The organism is Bradyrhizobium sp. 482_C4_N1_8 (assembly GCF_052075965.1).
GTDB classification, from domain to species: domain Bacteria; phylum Pseudomonadota; class Alphaproteobacteria; order Rhizobiales; family Xanthobacteraceae; genus Bradyrhizobium; species Bradyrhizobium barranii.
In genome coordinates this window covers 2,639,465-2,657,966 of record NZ_CP197231.1, presented here as the reverse complement: position 1 = coordinate 2,657,966, position 18,502 = coordinate 2,639,465, and the positions used below count along the sequence as shown (strand labels likewise).

Sequence of the window (18,502 nt, the reverse complement as noted above, 5' to 3'; positions counted from 1 at the left end):
GCTCATGCTCTCCGCCACCGCACAACGCGAGCAGGACATCCTGGCGCTGTGGGACCGGGCCGCCGGCCGCGCGCAGCGCCAGCGCGACGATGCCTTGTTCGCGGCGGCGGGCGCAGCGCCGACGGACTCGATCGGCACAGGCAATGCCGCGCTGCTGGCCTTGCGCGCGCGATTGTTCGGCGCGCCGTGGCGGCTGCGCGCCGCCTGCCCCACCTGTCACACCGACTGCGAGTTCACGGCGGACAGCGCAGTGCTCGCGGTCGGACTTGCACCACCGGCTGACGCCGTGCCGCGCATCACGAACGGGGGCAGCGAGCTGCCGCTGCGGCTGCCGACGCTGTCCGATCTTGCAAGCCTCGCCGCGACCGGCGATTCCGCCGCCGCGGCAAACCTGCTGCTCGCGCGCTGCCTCGGTGAGGCGCCACCGGCTGCGCAGGACATCCTGCACAGGGTCGAGGCCGAGCTCGAACGTTGCGATCCCGGAGCGGTGCTCAGTTTCGCGCTCGACTGCCCCGATTGCGGCCACGCCTGGCAGGCCCTGATCGACATCGCGCCGGCGTTCTGGATCGAGGTGCAGGCGGCGGCCGAGCGTACCCTGCTCGAAGTCGACGCGCTCGCGCGCGAATATGGCTGGAGCGAGGCCGAGGTGCTGGCATTGCCGCACACCCGCCGCGCCGCCTACCTGCAACTTGCGGGCGCGTCATGACGGGCCTCCTGCAAAATCTCGCGCGCATCGGCCGCGGCGAACCGATTCCCGGCGCAGCACGCGTTGCCCTGCCGCCACGTTTTGCCGCCCCGCCCCGGAACGACGATGCTCCGATGCACGAGACGACACAGGATGAAAGGCAGACACCGGCATCCTCGCTGGCGGCGTTGCCGAACATGACCGGCGCAGACGATCCTGCCGTTGGCGTGCAGGCGCCGCAGCGCGGACAGATGGAGCCGGACAACGAAGGCGCACCGTTGCGTCTCGAAGCCAAGGTCGCAGCTACCACGCAGTCGCTTCAATCGACCGACGCGCCGTCAAGATCGCCTGTCGATGCCCCTCTGCCTGCCGCCCCGCGCGATCCGCTACGCGGCACACAGCCTCGTGACACGGTCTTGCGCGACACGCCCCGCCCCCGAAACGAGGCTGCAACACCGCCGGCGCTTCCGCTCGGCCAGACCGTGCTCGCCGGCCAGGCGCAGCGCCGGCGCGAGACACCGCCGGTGATCAAGGTGACGATCGACCGCATCGACATCCGCTCGCCGGAGCCCCCACGCACGGCACGCGCCGTCAAGCCCGCACCAAAGCCGTCGGTGCCGCTGTCCGACTATCTGCGCCGCCCTGGACCCGGAGGCCGCGCATGAGCTCGCCGCTCGCAATCGGCGCGGTCAGCGCAGTCCTGCGCAACCTGCTCGACAACGGGCTGATCGAGGCCGGGCCCGCGGTCGGCGGCACGGTCAATGTCAGTGCGGTTGCGCCCGACACGATCGACCTCAGCAGCGCAGAAGAGCAGCCGCGACTCAACCTGTTCCTGCATCAGGTGACGCCGAACCCCGGCTGGCGCAACCGCTCCCTGCCGTCGCGGTCCTCGAGCAGCGGTGAGCGCCTGACCAATGCGCCGCTTGCCCTCGACCTGCACTATCTGCTGACGGCCTACGCGCGGGTCGACTGCCAGGCCGAAATCCTGCTCGGCTATGGCATGCATCTGTTGCACGAGCGCCCGGTGCTTGATCGCGCCGCCGTGCAGCGCGCGCTCAATCCCAATCCGCTCGACGTCGCGATGCTGCCGCCGGCGTTCCAGGCGCTCGCTGCCGCCGACCTCGCCGATCAGGCCGAGTTGATCAAGATCACGCCGGCCGTGATGGGGCCGGAGGAGATGTCACGACTATGGGCGGCCATCCAGTCGCATTATCGGCCGACGGCCGCCTATGTGGTGTCGGTGGTGCTGATCGAAGCCACGAAGCCCGCAGTCTCGCCGCTGCCGGTGCTGTCGCGCGGGATCATCGATCCCGCCACCAAGCGCGACCGCGGCGTCGTCGTCAATCCCGACACGTTGCCTCCGCTGCCGACGCTGTTTGCGGCGACGCCGCAGAACAAGCAGGCCGGCGCGCGGCTCGGCGAGCCCGTGGTGCTCTCCGGCATTCGCCTCAGCGGCAGCAATTTTCATGTGCGATTGGCGCACCCGCTATTTCCAGCTCCTTTTGAACTGGTGCCGGGCGCACCCAACGACGACGGCACCGAGCTCACCGTGACGCTGCCGAACGATGCCGCCGCGCAGGCCGCGCTCGCGCCGGGGCAATGGAGCCTCACGCTGCGCCTGCTGCCGGCCGGCGAAGCCAATGAGCGCGAGACCAACGCGGTGGCCCTGGTCATCGCCCCAGCACTGGTCATTGCAGCGGATGCCGGACTTTCGCTGCCCGCGGCGACCGTGCTGCGCAAGACTGCGCCGCTGCGCGTCACAGCCACCCTGTTCTCGCGGCCGCAGGTGCAGCCGCGGCAGCGCGCGAGCCTCGTCCTCGGCACGGCGGAAGCCACCGCCAAACCGCGCAGCGCGTCTACCGATCCGCTGGTGTTCGACTTCCCCGCGACGCTTCCCGCTGGAGCCTATCCGGCGCGGTTGCGCATCGACGGCGTCGACAGCCTCCTGCTCGATCTCAGCGGCGATGCGCCCGCTTTCGATGCCTCGCAAACCCTGAGCGTGCCGCCATGAACATGCACGACAGACCGCAAGCGCAGCCGGGGCTCGATTGGGCCAGCCGCAACCAGCAATGGCTGGCGGCGCAGTTCGCTGCGCTGCGCGGGCGCCTCGCACGGCAGTTGCGCGATACATCGGCCGACGCCGAGCCGCCTCCGCCAGAATGCGGCGATGATTTCGAGCCCGCGCTCGACGCGCTGACAAAGCTGTTCGGCCTGTCAGCGTTCGAGCGCGACGTCGTGCTGCTCGCGGCCGGCGTCGAGCTCGACAGCGCGCTACGTCGCCTCGTCGGCGTGGCGATGACGCAAGCGCCCGAAGCCATCGCGAGCACGCAGCCGACGTTCAATTTCGCCATGCAGATGCTCACTGAGCCACATTGGGATGCGCTCTCGCCGCTCCGGCCCTTGCGGCGCTGGTGCCTGATCGCGTGCGAGGGCCACGAGGCGCCGCCGCGCCGTCCGATCCAGATCGACGAGCGCGTGCTGCACTACCTGACCGGCGTGGCCGCGATGGATGCCCGCCTGATAGGGCTCGTTCGCTGCGAGCCGGTCGGCTCTATCCAGCCCGATACACCACAGGCGAACACGATCGCGCACGCGCTCGGCACGGGGGCGGCCGCCCTCGCCGCCCTGGGTCACGCTCGCAGCGAGATCGAGCCGCAGCGAGACCTCGCGCGCGCGGCGCTCGCCTGCCTCGGTGCGAACGGCCTTTGGTTGCACGCCCGCGACCTGCCGCACGATCCGCGCGAGCTTGCCGAGATCGCCCGCCTGCTCGACCGCGAGGCCGCCCTCTCGGATGCTATCATCGCGCTCGAGCTCGACCGCCCGATCGAGGCGGCGGATGCCGAGGCGCATGCGATCGCGCTGCTCGCCCATCTGATGGGACCCGCGATCGTGCTCAACGCGCCGGAACCGACCCGCTTGTCGCGACTGCGGCAGCGCCGTATCCTGCGGCTCGAGGCCGCCGATGCCCCGGCCGCCGCGCGGCAGGTCGCAGCCTTGCGCGGGCTTTCGCGCGAGCAGGCCGCCGCGCTCGCAGCCGCGCTGCGTCCGGCGCTGCGGCAGTTCAACGTCCCCGCCGCCGACCTGCGCCTCGTGGTCACCGAAGCCCTCGCCGAGACACAGGCCGATCCCGCTCTGCTCGGGCCGGCGGTATGGCGGCTTTGCCGCGCCGCGGTGCGCGGCGGGCTTGACGCGTTGGCGCAGCGGATCGACAGCCGCGTTGTCTTCGACGACCTGGTCGCGCCCCCGGTGGTAACCGCGCAGCTCCGCGCCATCGCGAATGAATTGCAGCACCGGCCGCGCGTCCATGGCGACTGGGGCTTTGCCGCGCATAACGGCCGCGGGCTCGGAACCGCCGCGCTGTTCGTCGGCGAATCCGGCACCGGCAAGACCTACGCGGCCGAAGCGATCGCGAGCGCGGCCGCACTTGATCTCTACCGCATCGATCTTGCCGGCGTGGTCAGCAAATATATCGGCGAGACCGAGAAGAATCTGAGCCGGCTGTTCGAGGCCGCGGAGACCAGCGGCGCCATCCTGCTGTTCGACGAGGCCGATGCGCTGTTCGGCAAGCGCAGCGAGGTGCGCGACAGCCATGACCGCTTCGCTAATATCGAGATCGCCTACCTCTTGCAGCGGATCGAGACCTATCGCGGGCTCGTGATCCTCACCACCAACATGAAGAGCGCGCTCGATCGCGCCTTCCTGCGCCGCATCCGCTACGTGGTCCAGTTCCCCTACCCTGACGCCGCCGCGCGCGAAACACTGTGGCGCATGCAGTTCCCCGCCGATGCACCGCTCGGCGAGGTCGATTTCGCAGGCCTCGCCAGGCTGCAACTGACCGGCGGCAACATCCGCGCCATCGCGCTTAACGCCGCCTTCCTGGCCGCTGCCGCCAGCGGCGGACGGATCGAGCAGGACGCGATCAACGCCGCGGTGCGTGCGGAGTTCTCCAAGCTCGAGCGGCCTTGGCCGGGAGTCGGACCATGAAACATTCCGGCATCGATATCCGGATTAGACATCTCGTCGTCGATGCGTCGCGACACTCCGAAGCTGCGGGACTTGCCGACGCAATCGGACAGGCCTTGCAACAGCGGCTCACGGGGTCCGCCAACGAGGCGAGCGCCGCCCATGCCGAGGCGCCGCGCGCGGTCGCCGATCGGATCGCGGCACGATTGACCACCACATCCGGCGCCGACGCTCCGCGAGGCAAGCCATGACCGTGCACGCCGCACCAAAGGCAGTGCCGAAGCCATCCTCGCCGGCCCATGCGCCTTCGCTCGAGCTTCGTCCGGCCCGCGACCGCTTCGAGAGCGAAGCCGAGCATGCGGTCAAAAACGCCCTGCGGCCATCGCAGCCGGCTGGCCCGGCGCCGGCGCTATCGCCGCTTCCACGCTCCACTGGCACGACGGGACCGGCCGCGCCGGCCGCGGTATCAGAGGTGGTCGGATCGACAGGCTCGCCACTCGGCGCTCCGACGCGCGAGACGATGGAACGTCAATTCCGGTCCGACTTCAGCCATGTGCGGATCCACACCGACGCGCAGGCCGCAGCCTCGGCCCGTGCGATCCGCGCAACCGCCTACACCGCGGGCGCCCACATCGTGTTCGGCGACGGCGCATACAATCCGCAAAGCCCACGTGGCCGGCACATTCTGGCGCACGAGCTCGCCCATGTCGTGCAGCAGCGCGGCGCGACCGTGCCGCCGGCGGCGGTGCAGCGGCTCGCCTGGTACGAATCGATCGCCGTGTTTTTCGGCGCCGAGGGCAATTTCGGCGACAAGGAGCTGCTCGCCTATCTCGACAAGATCACCAAGTCCGCAGCGATCGAAGGTAGCTTCGACAGCGACAACAAGGCGCGTGCGATCGTCCGTCGGTGGAAAGCCGGCCAGGCCGAGTTCAAGCTCGATCCACGGCAAAAGGCGCTGTTGATCCTGGAGATGCAGGACGGCCCCACACTCGATGACGACGAGAACGCCATCCTCGACCTGCTCGAGCTGAGCGATATCGCCGCACTGAGGATCATGTTCGGTTCAGGCAAACTCAGCGTCACCGAGCTCGAATCCGACATCGACGGCGCCGAGTACAAGAGGTTGAAGCGCTTCTTCGCAACCCGCTTTCGCGGCGGACGCGACGCGCTCGCCAAGGGCGACGTCGAACCGCAGGGCGAACCGGGCAAGGGCGCGCCGACCTTCGCCTACGATGCCATGGCCATCAAGATCCGGATTGCGACGGCAGCGGGCCACGACGAGGTCGCCACCATCGCCGCGGAGGTGTTCGCGCTCGCGCCGGCCGAGCGGACGAAGGCTACGGAGGAACTCGGTCGCGAGCGCGCCGACATCGCCCGCCGGTTCGATCTCCTCAGCGACCAGGCCGAGGACGAAAGCGATCCGGCGAAAAAAGCAACGCTCAAACAGCAGGCTGACGCGACGGAAAGGATCCTCGATAAATACGACGTCATGCTTCAGGGCGTGTTCCGCGACGTCACGCTGACCACCAGCGCCGGCGATCTGTCGACGACGGTCGAACCCGATGCCGCGAAGAAGGCAGACATCGCGGTGGCGCTGAGGCCCGACCCCAGCAGCCCGCTGCCATTCGACAACTCCCCGGCGGGCAAGAAGAAGTACGACGACGCCTTGCGCCTGCTGATGCCCGGCATGATCCAGGACTACTGGGATGAAATGGTCAAGGACAAGGGGACCGCGGAGCACGGCGATCCGAACAAGGTGCACCAGCTTGCGGAGTTCGAGCGGATCGGCAAGGCCAGCAAGGACGAAACCGACAAGGTGTTCGGCGAGTACTACGACCAGTCGAAGCATCCCGAGCTGAAAGCCGATACGCTCGGCGCGCGCGGCAACATCCACGACCTGTTCGCCGAGACCGAGGCTGAGCTCGCGGGCATGGACAGCACCGAGAAGCGCGACAAGGCGAAGGCGCTGATGCGGTATTTCTTTCAGGCCAACGACCGCGTGCGCGCCATCAATCGCAAGCTCAATGCCTCACCGCATTTCGATGCCAGCAACAATCCCGTGGGCGACGAGGCGATCATCCTCGACCAGATCGCCGACGACTTCACCAGCACGGCCGCGCAGGTCGACAAGCTGAACGAAATCGACCGCGGCTGGGATGCCTCCGCCAATCTCGGCGACATCAACATCCAGATCTTCAAGAAGGCCGACTCGGACAAAGATCGCGATTTCCTGTGGGACATGTTCCAGACGCTGATCCACGAATATATCCACACGCTGCGGACCACGGAATACGACAATTTCGCCAATACTTTCGGCGATGGCTCCAACGAGAACAATACGCTGATCGAAGGCGTCGATTCGCTCTTCGACGAGATCGCCTGGGAGAATGTCGCACCGCGGGTCAACGATCCCAAGCTGCGCGAGGCGGTTGAGGGCCCCGCATATGCAAAGCTCAAACCGATCACCGTGCAGCCGGCATCACGCCGACGCTATTCCTCGTATGCGGAGGCGGTGAAGCTCGTCAACGTCGTCGGCATCCGCAACCTCTACGCCGCCTATTTCCAGGGCGACGTCAAGAAGATCGGAGGCTGAGCGATGCAAGCCGCGCGCCCGTCGGATCTCGCTCTGTCACCACTGCGGCTGCTCGCCGGCCGCGACCTGCGTTCGTTCGCAGGCCTCGCGCACCCGACCTCCCTCGACGACGTCGCAGCCGTATTCGATCTCGACCGCTCCTGGCATGGTCAGGGCGCGCTCGGCAGCGCCAGGCACCGGACCGACTGGTTCAACGCCGCGGCCGCAGGCTTCGCGCGCGGCGCACGGGTATGGGCAAACGACGGCACGGTGGTGCTGATCGATGCGACCGACGTCGTCCTCGTCGAGCCGCTGCCGTCGTTGCTCGACGCACTCGGCGAGCCGGAGACAAGGCTCAATTCGTTCCAGGGGACGTTCGAGGTCGAGGCCAATGAATACGTCTACGCGCGGCGGGGCCTGACGCTGTACGTCAATCGCGCCGTCGATACGACGCTCCGGATCGCCGCGTTCGCACCGAGCAGTCTTGAACGCTATCAGCGCGACTTGCGGCTCGACCTTCAGATGAAACGACTGCCACCGTCGCGCGGCCCATCGGGGGATCGCCTGCCATGACCGGCCTCACCTCGTCCCCAAAACTGATCAAGGGCGGCCTCGTGGTGTTGGCGCCGGGCGGCGGCACGGTGCGACGGCAGATCGCGCTCCAGTACAATCCGGACACGCTGAGCCGCAGCTACCAGGTGCAGGGTACCGGCGGCGACGGCGCGGCCGGCGGGCGGGCGCAACCGTTCCGGCTGAAAGGGCCCGCGATCGAGACCATCAAGCTCGACGCCGAGATCGACGCGACCGACCAGCTCGCCGATCCCGACGCGCATGCCAATGCGATCGCCTTCGGCATCGCGCCGCAGCTCGCGGTGCTCGAGGCCCTCGTCAATCCGAGCGTCGACGATCTGCTCGGCATCGCAAGCCAGGCCGATCGCGGCACGCTCGAGATCCTGCCGCCGGAGGCGCCGCTCACCTTGTTCGTCTGGAGCAAGAACCGGGTCGCGCCGGTGCGCGTCGCCGAGTTCTCGATCGTCGAGGAAGCGTTCGATCCCGCGCTCAATCCGATCCGCGCAAAGGTCTCGCTCGGGCTGCATGTGATGAGCACCGACGATCTCGGCTTCTCGCATCGTGGCGGCACCATCTTCCTCAATTACCTGCGCAATCGCGAGACGCTTGCCGGCCTGACCGGCGGCGCCTCACTGGCCTCGCTTGGTCTTTCCAGTCTGCCCTGACGGAGCACATGATGTCCTCGGATCCCGTCCAGATGCTGATCGATGCCGGAGCGTTCCCGGACAACAGTTTTCCGCCGAACAGCCGCTATCACGGCGCCGCGATCGGGCGGCTCAAGCGCAGCGCGGACGATCCCGGTGTCGCCTATGTGCTGCGCCGCTTCATCCCCCAGGCGCGCGACATCGGCATCGCCGGCGAACACATCGTCAATGCCGGCGAACGGCCCGACACGCTCGCCTCCGCGACGCTCGGCGACCCCGAACTGTATTGGCGGATCGCCGACGCCAATGTCGTGACCGATCCGCTCGAACTCACCGACACGCCCGGTGAGCGCGTGCAGATCCCGCGCCCGAACGGGCTTTAGGGAGACGATTTCCGATGATGCAAGGCGGCGTCCAGCTATCTCTCCAGATCGGTCCGGCGCCGGTGCCGGCGCCGCGCGAGGTGCTGGAGACGCTGACCCATGCCAAGATCGAGATCGGATCGGGCGATGCACAGAGCGGATTCGAGCTCACGTTCGACCTGCCGGTGCGCTCGCCGCTGCGCACCATCTTCCTGCTTGCCGGCGGCGGCGCGCTGCCGCCGCTGCTGCGCGTGGTGCTGATCGTCACCATCAACGGTACGGCCGAGTCCGTCATCGACGGCATGGTCACCAATGTCGAGACCCAGCCCGGCAGCGGCGGCGTCGGCAAGCTGGTGATCAAGGGCAAGGACATGTCGGCGCTGATGGACATCATCGAGCTGCCCGGCCTGCCCTTCCCGGCGATGCCGCCGTCGGTGCGGGTGCTCGCGATCCTCGCCAAATACGCAGCCCTCGGCGTAATCCCGATGGTGATCCCGAGCGTGCTCGACATCCCGCCGATCCCGGTTCAGCAGATCCCGCAGCAGAAGGGCAGCGACTACGCCTACGTCAAGAAGCTCGCGGGCGAAGCCGGCTACGTCTTCTATCTCGAGGCCGGTCCCGCGCCCGGCGCCTCGAAGGCCTATTGGGGCCCGGAAATCCGCTTCGGCGCGCCGCAGCCGGCACTCACCACCAACATGGATGCGCTCACCAATGTCGAGGACATCTCGTTCAACTTCGACAAGGAACGCAAGGTCATGCCGATCGTGTTCTTCCAGGAGGCCAACAGCAAGGCACCGATCCCGGTGCCGATCCCTGACATCACCCCGATGAGCCCGCCGCTCGGCGCGGTGCCGCCGCTGCCGCCGAAGATCGAGAAGCTCTCCAACACCGCGCATCTATCCGCGCCGCAGGCGCTGATGGCAGGCCTTGCCTATGCCAGCCAGCACAGCGACAGCGTGTTCGGCTGCGGCAAGCTCGACGTCGCCAGATATGGCCGCGTCCTGAAGTCGCGGCAACTGGTTGGCGTGCGCGGCGCAGGCCTGCCGTTCGACGGGCTCTATTACGTCAAAAACGTCACCCACGAGATCGAGCGCGGCTCCTACAAGCAATCGTTCTCGCTCGCACGCAACGCGCTGATCTCGACCGTCCCGCAGGTGCCGACATGAGCGATGCGCCACTTTTCGGAAAGTATCGCGCGGTGGTGATCAACAATATCGATCCGCTGCAGATCGGCCGGATCCAGGTGATGGTGCCCGACGTCGGCGCCGCGATACCGACGAGCTGGGCGATGCCTTGCCTGCCGACCGCAGGCATCAATGCCGGCTTCTTCACGGTGCCGATCATCGGCGCCGGGGTCTGGGTCGAGTTCGAGCGCGGCGACCCCGACTATCCGATCTGGGTCGGGTGCTACTGGGGCAGTGCCGCGGAGGTGCCGGTACTGGCGCACGCAGTGCCACCCGGCGTCCCCGGCATCACCCTGCAAACCCCCTTGAAGAACGGTCTCACCATCAGCGACGTGCCGGGCCCGACCGGCGGCATCCTGATGCAGACCACGACGGGCGCGATGATCTCGGTCAGCGACGTCGGCATCACCATTTCCAACGGCAAAGGCGCGGTCATCACCATGACCGGACCGACCGTCGACGTGAATCTCGGCGCGCTCACCGTGATCTAGGAGACGCACATGCCCGCTCCCGTCTTGCATCTCGGCGCCACGGTATTGTGCAGCCATGCCGGACAGGCAACGCCGGTCGCGCCGTTCCCGCGTGTGATGCTGTCGGGCCAGCCCGCGGTCAATCTCACCAGCCCCTATGCGATCGTGGCCTGCTCGCTCACCGGCTCGGCACCGCCTTGCGTCACGGCGCAGATGGTGATGGGCGCGGCGCGGGTGATGATCGGCGGCGCACCGGCCGCGACCATGATGGGGCAATCCGTCTGCACGCCGACGGGCACGCCGATGCTGCCCGTCGTGGCGCAGACGCGCGTACTGGCAACCTGAGGGGAGGACGGCGTGAGCAGCGAACTCGACTTCCCCTATCATTTCGACGACCAGGGCCGCACGGCCACGACCGGCCGCCCCGATCACATCCGCGACCTAATCGAGCAGGTGCTGTTCACGATGCAGGGCGAGCGGGTGATGCGGCCGGATTTCGGCGCAGGACTCCTGGCGCTGGTGTTCGAGCCCAACTCGGTGACGCTCGCCGCGACGACGCAGATGCTGGCCCAGGCCGCGCTGCATCAGCACCTGTCGCATCTGATCGCCGTCACCTCGGTCGAGGTGATCAATGACGACGCCGTGCTGCGGGTCGAGATCCGCTACGTGGTGCTGGCCGACCGCACCAGCCACGTCGCGAGCTTTGCGGTTCCAGGAGGCGCGGCATGAAGCAACATTGCTGCGATCCGCGCCGGCTCGAGGTGCTCGAGGCCAAGGGCAGCGCCAACGCCATCGCATTCATCGAGGTGCTCGACCTCGCTTCTCCGCCCGGCGCGCCGCGGCAACAGACCCTGCTGGTGCGGCTGCTGCATTCCGGCTTCACGCTCTCGCCGGACAATCTGCGCATCACCGGTGGCGAGCGGATCGCGACCGTCGGCGTGGTCTGGTGCGCACCGGCCGACGCGCTGCCGGTGCAGGCTGAGCCCGGTCTGGTCGACACTGTCGACGATCTCGCCCGCACGCTGGTCGTCCGGACCGACAGCAGCGGGGATTATTCGATCTACAATTTCGGCATCTTCGCCAATTCCGGCTCGGCCCTGCCGCCGGCCGGGTTCGATCCGAAGCTGTCGGCGATCGACTTCACCTGCAAGGTCGAATGCCCCTCGGACTATGACTGCGCGGACACCGCGCCGTGCCCGCCCGCGCCGCGTTTGAGGCCGGAGATCGACTATCTCGCGCGCGACTATCAGGGTTTTCGCCGGCTGATGCTTGACAGGCTGAGCCTGCTCGTGCCCGGCTGGCAGGAGCGTTCGGCGGCCGATCTCGGCGTGACCCTGGTCGAGCTGCTCGCCTATGCCGCCGACAACCTCGCCTATCGCCAGGATGCAGTCGCCAACGAAGCCTATCTCGCCACCGCGCGGCAGCGCATCTCGGTGCGGCGCCATGCGAGGCTGGTCGACTATCACCTGCACGAGGGCTGCAACGCCCGCGCCTTCGTCCATTTCGACGTGAATGGGCAGAAGATCGCACTGCCCAAGGGGACGCAGCTGCTCACCCGCGTGCCCGGGTTGGACGTGGTGCTGACGCCGGGCTCGCGCGCGCTCGGTGATGCGATAGAAGGCGGCGCCGAGATGTTCGAGACGGTCGCGCCCGCCGAGCTGGATCAGCAGCAAAATAGCCTCGCGTTCTATGCCTGGGGCAACAACGGATGCTGCCTGCCGCGCGGCACCACACGCGCGACGCTGCGCGGCCACATTGATACGCTCGCCATCGGCGACATCCTGATCTTCGAGGAGGTCATCAGCCCAACGACGTTGTCTACCGCCGATGCCGATCCCGGCCATCGCTGCGCGGTGCGGCTGACCGAGAGGACGCTTGCGAGCGATCCGTCCGGCGGGCTGTTCGACGAGCCCCCGGTCGACGGCCCGGTCGACGTCACCGAGATCGCCTGGAGCGAGGCCGACGCACTGCCCTTCCCGCTTTGCCTGACGGTGGAGGATCGCCCCGAGCTCGCGATCAGTGTTGCGCGCGGCAACATCGTGCTCGTCGATCACGGCCGCACGCTGCCGCCCGAACAGCTCGGCGTGATGCCGCGCGCGACATTGAAGCAGGCATCATCTGCGCCGGGGGATTGCTGCACGTCGGCCCCGGACGTCATGCTGCCGCCGCGCTTCCGCCCGGTGCTGGCAAACAGCCCGTTGACGCAATCCTTCGATCTCGGCGCGCTGCTCGCCGTTCCCGTCAGCAAGGACAAGCCGTGGTGGGCGGCGAGTGCGTTCAGCCTCTTGTCGCCGCGCGACGCCACGCCTGCGATCGTCGATCTCACCGGACAAGTTGCCGGCATCACCGAACACTGGCTGCCGCGGCGCGATCTCATCGACAGCGCCGGAAATGCACCCCATGTCGTCGTCGAGATCGACCATCACAGCCGCGCCTTGCTGCGTTTCGGCGACGGCCTACTCGGGAAGCGTCCGGCCGAGGATACCGCGTTCATGGCGACCTACCGGATCGGCAACGGCACGGCAGGCAATGTCGGTGCGGATGCCATAGCGCACATCGTCAGCGCGACGAATGGCGTGTTCACCGCCGTGCGCAATCCGCTTCCCGCATCCGGCGGCGTCGAGCCCGAGGACATCGAAGCCGCGCGCCGCGATGCCCCACAGGCGTTCCGCACCCAGGAGCGCGCGGTGACGGCGGCCGACTACGCCGCCGCCAGTGAGCGACGCGCCGACGTGCAGCGCGCGGCCGCAACATTCCGCTGGACCGGAAGCTGGCACACCGTGTTCGTGACGCCCGACCGCTTCGGCGGCGGCGCGGTCGACGCGCCCTTCGCCACCCAGCTGCGCAACCATCTCGAGCGGTTCAGGATGGCCGGCTACGACCTCGACGTACGACCGCCGCGCTATGTGCCGCTCGACGTCACACTGCATGTCTGCGTCAAGCCGGACTATTTCCGCGCCGATGTCGCGCAGGCCGTGCGGACGGTGCTGTCGAGCGCGGTGCTGCCCGACGGCACGCTCGGCCTGTTCCATCCCGACAATTTCACCTTCGGCGATCCCGTCTATCTCAGCCGCATCATCGCGGCCGCACAAGCGGTCGAGGGCGTCGAGGCGGTGCAGGCGGAAAAATTCCAGCGGCTGATCTCGCCGCTCGCGACCTCGCTGGATGACGAGGTGATCCCGATCGGAAGCCTCGAGATCGCGCAGCTCGCTAATAATCCGAGTTTCCGCGAGCGCGGCCGGCTCATCATCGAGGCGGGAGGCGGCAAATGACGCTACCGGTTCCAACCATCAAGCCTCATGCCCTGCCTGCCGGCAGCGAGAGCTGCGGCTGCTGCGCCGGTGTCGAAGCCGAGACGCCGCAAGGCATCTCGAACCGCTACGGCCTCTCCGCCATCGCCTACCGCGTCGGTGACTACGCCCAGTTCCGCGACAGCCTGCACGCCGCGCTGTCCTCTGCCGCGTTCGCACCGCTCGGCAAGCTGCAAAGCCGCGCCGATGACGATTTCACCATCGGCCTGATCGATGCGTTCGCCTGCGCTGCCGACGTGCTCACTTTCTACCAGGAGCGCATCGCCAACGAATCCTATCTCCGCACTGCGCTGGAGCGCGTCTCGCTCCAGGAGATGGGCCGGCTGATCGGCTACCGCCTGCGGCCCGGCGTCGCCGCCGAGACATGGCTCGCCTTCACGCTGGAAACGCCGCCCGCGCCGCCACCAAAACTGTCGCCCGAGCCGGGCAGCTTCGTCACCGGCGTGCCCGCGCAAGTGTCGATCGAGATCGGCACGAAGGTGCAGAGCGTGCCGGGACCGGACGAGAAGCCGCAGACCTTCGAAACGGTCGAGCGACTGGACGCCGCACGGCCGGCCTGGAATGCGATCCGGCCGTGGCTGGCGGAGACACGCCGGCCGGACAAAGGCGACACGGTCATGTACCTTGCCGGCCAGCGCAACAATCTGAAGCCGGGTGATGCGTTGTTGATCGTCGGTGACGCCTTCAATCCCGGTACGAATGACAGCAACTGCGATTTCCGCTTCATCGACAGTGTCGAGCTGCAATCGGATTTCGATCGTACCAAGATCACCTGGCAAGCCGGTCTTTCCGGGGTCACGGCCGCCCAGAACTCGAAGGTCTATGCGCTGCGCAAGCGGGCAGCACCCTTCGGCCACAACGCGCCGATGTGGAAGTCGATGTCGACGGACTTTCGCAACAACTATCCGAGCGGGAGTGACGCGCCGGAGTGGCCCGACTACACGATCTCGCCGATGGGCTCGGCCCAGGGCGGCGGTTTCATTGATCTCGATACGGTCTATTCCGAGGTCCGCGCCGGCGGTTACGTCGTGCTTTCGATGGCAGCCAGGGGCTCCATCCAGGTCATCATCAAGGCCTTCGGCAAGTCGGATGTCATCCTCGATCTCGGCCCGCATCTCGACGTCTACCAGATCGCCGATGCGGAAGAGACGTCGCGCGCGGAGTTCGCGCTGGCCGGCAAGGTCACCCGGCTGCAACTGCGCGGCTCCCATTACGACCGCTATCAGGACCAAGTTCGTCGCATCACGGCCTTCGTGCAGTCCGAGCAGCTCGCGCTTGCGCCCTACGCCGTCGATGATGCCGCGACCGGCAGCAGCATCCCTGCAGCCGTCAGTGCCGATGGCCTCATTGCAGGGCGACGACTGATCGTACGTGGCAATCGCGTCTCCGACGGCAAGGCTGTTGTCGTGCAGGCCAATCTCGTATCCGCCCAGGCTGTCGATGCCGGCCGCTGCATGCTTCAGATAGATCCGCCGCTCGCCGGCAGCCTCGAGCGCGGCAGCGTCGTCGTTCATGGCAATGTGGTGCCGGCCTCGCATGGCGAGACGGTGACTCAGATCCTCGGCTCGGGCGATGCGGCCCAGCCGTTCCAGCAATTCGAGCTGAAGCAGGTACCGCTGACCTATCGCGCCGCCGCCAATGAGAGCGGTGCCGCGAGCGAATTGACGCTGCGGGTCGGCGAGATCGCATGGCACGAGCGCGCGACGCTGTTCGGCACAGTCGCCACCGATCGCGTCTTTGCGCTCGATATTGACGAGCAAGGGCGCAATCTCGTGAAGTTCGGCGATGGCGTCAGCGGCGCGCGGCTGCCGAGCGGGCTCAACAACATCCGCGCCACCTACCGCAAGGGCATCGGTGTCGCCGGCAATGTTCGCGCCGAGACGCTGGGCCAACTGCTGTCGCGCCCGCTCGGCCTCAAGGGCGTGAGCAACCCGTTCGCGGCCGAAGGCGGCAACGATCCGGAGCCGGCGGATGCGGCGCGACGCAGCATGCCGCTCGGCGCACGCACGCTCGGCCGCGTCGTGTCCGTCCTTGACTATGAGGATTTTGCCCGCGCCTTCACCGGCATTGCCAAGGCGCAGGCGCAGGTGTTGCAACTGCCGCGCGGAAAGACCATCGCCATCACGATCGCGGGGCCGCTCGGCGCTCCCGTCAATTCGACAAGCCCGGTGTGGACCAATTTGCTCGCTGCGCTGAAGGCCGGCGGCGATCCGCATGTCGCCGTCGTGCTGCTGCCCTACCGGCCCGGCACCTTCCGGATCGGATTGAAGGTCAAGCGCGATCCCGATTTCGACGCCAAGGCCGTGCTCACCGCGGTCGAGGCGGCGCTACGCGCGCACTTCGCCTTCGACGCGCGTGAGCTCGGCCAACCGGTGCAGCAATCCGACGTGATCGCGGCGGCACAATCGGTGCCCGGCGTCGTCGCTGTCGACCTCGTCCAGCTCTATGGCGGCACGGCGCCCTTCGCGCAGACCATTCCCTCGCGCCAGGTCCGCCTGCTCGCCTCGCGGATGCATGTCGACCAGGGCGTGGCGAAGCCGAGCGAGCTACTGACATTGAACCCGGCGCCGTTCGACCTCCTGGAGGAGATGGCATGAACAGCCTCACCCCCGAACGGCTCTACAGCCTGCTGCCGACGCTGCACCGATTGCGCGACGCCGCGCTTGCGGGCGATCCGGCAAAGGCCGGTCCGCTCCAGGCTCTGTTGGCGGCAATTGCGCGCGAGTTCGCCACGCTGGAAGAGTCCGTCGACCAGCTCTACGACGACCAGTTCATCGAAACCTGCGCCGAGTGGGTGACGCCCTATATCGGCGATCTCATCGGCTACCGGCCGCTGCGCGGGCTCGGCACCGAGCTGACCTCGCCGCGTGCCGAAGTCGCCGACACCATCGCCTTCCGCCGCCGCAAGGGCACCGCGCTGATGCTGGAAGAGCTCGCGCAGGACGTCACCGGCTGGCCGGCACATGCGGTCGAATTTTTCGAGCAGCTCGCCACCACGCAATACATGAAGCACATCCGACTGCATGCGCCCGCGACCTGCAATCTGCGCGACACGGCGGCGCTGTTCCGGCGTGACGGCGCCTTCAACAGCATCGCGCACACCGCCGAGATGCGGCGGCCGGAAACCGGCGCCGGCCGCTACAACATTCCCAACATCGGCATCTTCCTGTGGCGGCTGTTGTCGCTGTCGCTCACGGCGGTGCCGCTGACGCCTGACGCCGGCGACGCGACCGGCCGGAAATTCCGTCTCAACCCGCTCGGCGCGGACATGCGGCTGTTTCGATTCGCGCAGGCCGAGTCCGACATCTCCCATCTCGCCGAGCCGGTCAACGCGCCGGAGCCGCTGTCGGTGCGGCTGATGGCTATGGGGGTGCGCGCCGCACAGGCAACCGCACAGCCGGACGCACAGCGCGAGGGCGATTATGGCGACGGCGAGAGCCTGGTGTTTTTCACGCCGGGCACCCCGCCCATCCCGATGCCGACGGCCAAGGTGCGGGTCTGCGATCTCCGCGACATTCTCGATGGCGGCGGCAATGTCATCGGCTGGGCCCATGAGGCGCAGGTGACGGCGGGCACGATCGGCTTCGATCCCGAGCGTGGCCGTGTGCTGCTCGGCAATCCCGCCGACGGACCGCTGCTTGCGACATTCCACTACGGCACTGCGCGGCAGATCGGCGGCGGCGAGTATCCGCGCGTGCCCGCCGCGGGCGATATCGGCAACGAGCAGGCAGTCGATGCCGGAGGCGCGTGGCAGGCCAAGCTCAATCTGATCAGGACCGGTGGCCGCCTCATCATCGGCGACAGCCTGACCTACAAGGAGACGCCGACCTTTGTCGTCGACGACGTGACCGGCGATGCCACGCCGCACCATGTTGTGGTCGCCGCCCATGACCAGACCCGCCCGCTGCTGGCGGCGGGCGGCGAGATCACGCTCGACATCGGCGCGCGTGGTCGCCTCACGCTCGACGGGCTCGTGATATCGGGCGGCGCGTTGCGGCTGGCGGCTTTTGCCGATGTCGAGCCGCGGGAGCTGCTGCTGCGCGATTGCACGCTGGTGCCCGGACTGACCCTGAATGGGGACGGCAGTCCGACCTCGCCGGGCGAGCCGAGCCTGATCATCGAGCATCCCTTCGCCAAAGTGACATTGGAGCACTGCGTCGTCGGCCCTATCCGCGCCGTCACTGATGCCGAGGTAACGCTGACCGACTGCATGATCGATGCCGGCGCGCCGGCGAACGTCGCCTTTGCCGCCGATGCCGCGGGCAGCCCCGGCGCCGAACTGACGGTCGCCCAATGCACCGTCATCGGCAAGGTTCACACGAAACTGTTGAAGCTCGCCTCCAACACCATCTTGTTCGCAGAGCTTGGTCCAAAGCCCGCGGAAACGTGGATCGCGCCGCTCTTGGTCCAGCGTCGCCAGGAAGGTTGCGTCCGCTTCTGTTACGTGCCCGCGGGTTCGATCACGCCGCGGCGCTTCCATTGCGTGCCGAATGACACGGCGCCCACGGCGCTGCCGCTGTTCACCTCGCTGCGTTATGGCGATCCCGGTTACGGGCAGCTGCGCCGCGCCACGAGCCTCACGATCCGCGCCGGCGGCGACAATGACAGCGAGATCGGCGTTCTCAACGCATTATTCCAGCCGCAGCGCGAGGCCAATCTCAGGCTGCGGCTCGATGAATATCTACGTTTCGGGCTGCACGCGGGCCTGTTCTTCGCGAGTTGACCGAGTGCATCGGAGGCT

The 18,502-nt window shown here is 67.7% G+C and carries 16 protein-coding genes; all 16 read left to right on the top strand.

The window, feature by feature from the left end:
• The first annotated feature begins 4 nt into the window (after nucleotides 1–4).
• The 16 genes from AB7Z56_RS12300 to AB7Z56_RS12225 are packed head-to-tail and all read left to right on the top strand — an operon-like array spanning nucleotide 5 to nucleotide 18,484.
• Entirely contained in the window at nucleotides 5–706 is a 702-nt protein-coding gene (locus AB7Z56_RS12300; protein ID WP_201266279.1) for a hypothetical protein, read from the top strand.
• Entirely contained in the window at nucleotides 703–1,350 is a 648-nt protein-coding gene (locus tag AB7Z56_RS12295) for a hypothetical protein (protein WP_441256259.1), read from the top strand. Before AB7Z56_RS12300 ends, AB7Z56_RS12295 begins: the two co-directional genes overlap by 4 nt.
• Nucleotides 1,347–2,696 (top strand): DUF4255 domain-containing protein, encoded by a 1,350-nt coding sequence (locus tag AB7Z56_RS12290; protein ID WP_354098255.1) that lies wholly within the window; start codon nucleotides 1,347–1,349, stop codon nucleotides 2,694–2,696. The genes AB7Z56_RS12295 and AB7Z56_RS12290 overlap by 4 nt, the downstream gene beginning before the upstream one ends.
• A complete protein-coding gene (locus AB7Z56_RS12285) occupies nucleotides 2,693–4,669 on the top strand; it encodes an ATP-binding protein (RefSeq protein ID WP_085405633.1) in 1,977 nt (658 codons plus the stop codon). The genes AB7Z56_RS12290 and AB7Z56_RS12285 overlap by 4 nt, the downstream gene beginning before the upstream one ends.
• Nucleotides 4,666–4,899 (top strand): hypothetical protein, encoded by a 234-nt coding sequence (locus AB7Z56_RS12280; protein ID WP_085405632.1) that lies wholly within the window; start codon nucleotides 4,666–4,668, stop codon nucleotides 4,897–4,899. The genes AB7Z56_RS12285 and AB7Z56_RS12280 overlap by 4 nt, the downstream gene beginning before the upstream one ends.
• Nucleotides 4,896–7,241, top strand: a complete 2,346-nt coding sequence (locus tag AB7Z56_RS12275; RefSeq protein WP_441256258.1) for an eCIS core domain-containing protein — start codon at nucleotides 4,896–4,898, stop codon at nucleotides 7,239–7,241. The genes AB7Z56_RS12280 and AB7Z56_RS12275 overlap by 4 nt, the downstream gene beginning before the upstream one ends.
• A 3-nt stretch (nucleotides 7,242–7,244) precedes the next feature.
• The gene (locus AB7Z56_RS12270) at nucleotides 7,245–7,793 is read left to right on the top strand and encodes a hypothetical protein (protein ID WP_085405630.1); all 549 of its coding nucleotides are present in this window, start codon (nucleotides 7,245–7,247) and stop codon (nucleotides 7,791–7,793) included.
• Nucleotides 7,790–8,455, top strand: coding sequence for a hypothetical protein (locus AB7Z56_RS12265; protein WP_085405629.1), 666 nt, complete (start codon nucleotides 7,790–7,792; stop codon nucleotides 8,453–8,455). The genes AB7Z56_RS12270 and AB7Z56_RS12265 overlap by 4 nt, the downstream gene beginning before the upstream one ends.
• Nucleotides 8,456–8,466: 11 nt before the next feature.
• Nucleotides 8,467–8,817: a base plate wedge protein 53 gene (locus AB7Z56_RS12260; RefSeq protein WP_039157624.1), complete on the top strand. Its 351-nt coding sequence runs from the start codon at nucleotides 8,467–8,469 to the stop codon at nucleotides 8,815–8,817.
• 14 nt (nucleotides 8,818–8,831) lie between these two features.
• Nucleotides 8,832–9,962 carry a hypothetical protein gene (locus tag AB7Z56_RS12255; protein ID WP_085405628.1) on the top strand — a complete coding sequence of 377 codons (1,131 nt, stop codon included), beginning with the start codon at nucleotides 8,832–8,834 and terminating at the stop codon, nucleotides 9,960–9,962.
• Complete coding sequence (locus AB7Z56_RS12250) at nucleotides 9,959–10,471, top strand: phage baseplate assembly protein V (protein ID WP_085405627.1); 513 nt, start codon at nucleotides 9,959–9,961, stop codon at nucleotides 10,469–10,471. The genes AB7Z56_RS12255 and AB7Z56_RS12250 overlap by 4 nt, the downstream gene beginning before the upstream one ends.
• 9 nt (nucleotides 10,472–10,480) lie before the next feature.
• Nucleotides 10,481–10,795, top strand: a complete 315-nt coding sequence (locus AB7Z56_RS12245) for a hypothetical protein (RefSeq protein WP_085405626.1) — start codon at nucleotides 10,481–10,483, stop codon at nucleotides 10,793–10,795.
• 12 nt (nucleotides 10,796–10,807) lie between these two features.
• Nucleotides 10,808–11,179, top strand: a complete 372-nt coding sequence (locus AB7Z56_RS12240) for a GPW/gp25 family protein (RefSeq protein WP_063981950.1) — start codon at nucleotides 10,808–10,810, stop codon at nucleotides 11,177–11,179.
• Nucleotides 11,176–13,722 (top strand): putative baseplate assembly protein, encoded by a 2,547-nt coding sequence (locus tag AB7Z56_RS12235; RefSeq protein WP_085405625.1) that lies wholly within the window; start codon nucleotides 11,176–11,178, stop codon nucleotides 13,720–13,722. Before AB7Z56_RS12240 ends, AB7Z56_RS12235 begins: the two co-directional genes overlap by 4 nt.
• On the top strand, nucleotides 13,719–16,358 hold the full coding sequence (locus tag AB7Z56_RS12230) for a putative baseplate assembly protein (RefSeq protein WP_283017242.1): 2,640 nt from the start codon (nucleotides 13,719–13,721) through the stop codon (nucleotides 16,356–16,358). The genes AB7Z56_RS12235 and AB7Z56_RS12230 overlap by 4 nt, the downstream gene beginning before the upstream one ends.
• Nucleotides 16,355–18,484, top strand: a complete 2,130-nt coding sequence (locus AB7Z56_RS12225) for a hypothetical protein (protein WP_085405623.1) — start codon at nucleotides 16,355–16,357, stop codon at nucleotides 18,482–18,484. Before AB7Z56_RS12230 ends, AB7Z56_RS12225 begins: the two co-directional genes overlap by 4 nt.
• The last annotated feature ends 18 nt before the right edge of the window (nucleotides 18,485–18,502 follow it).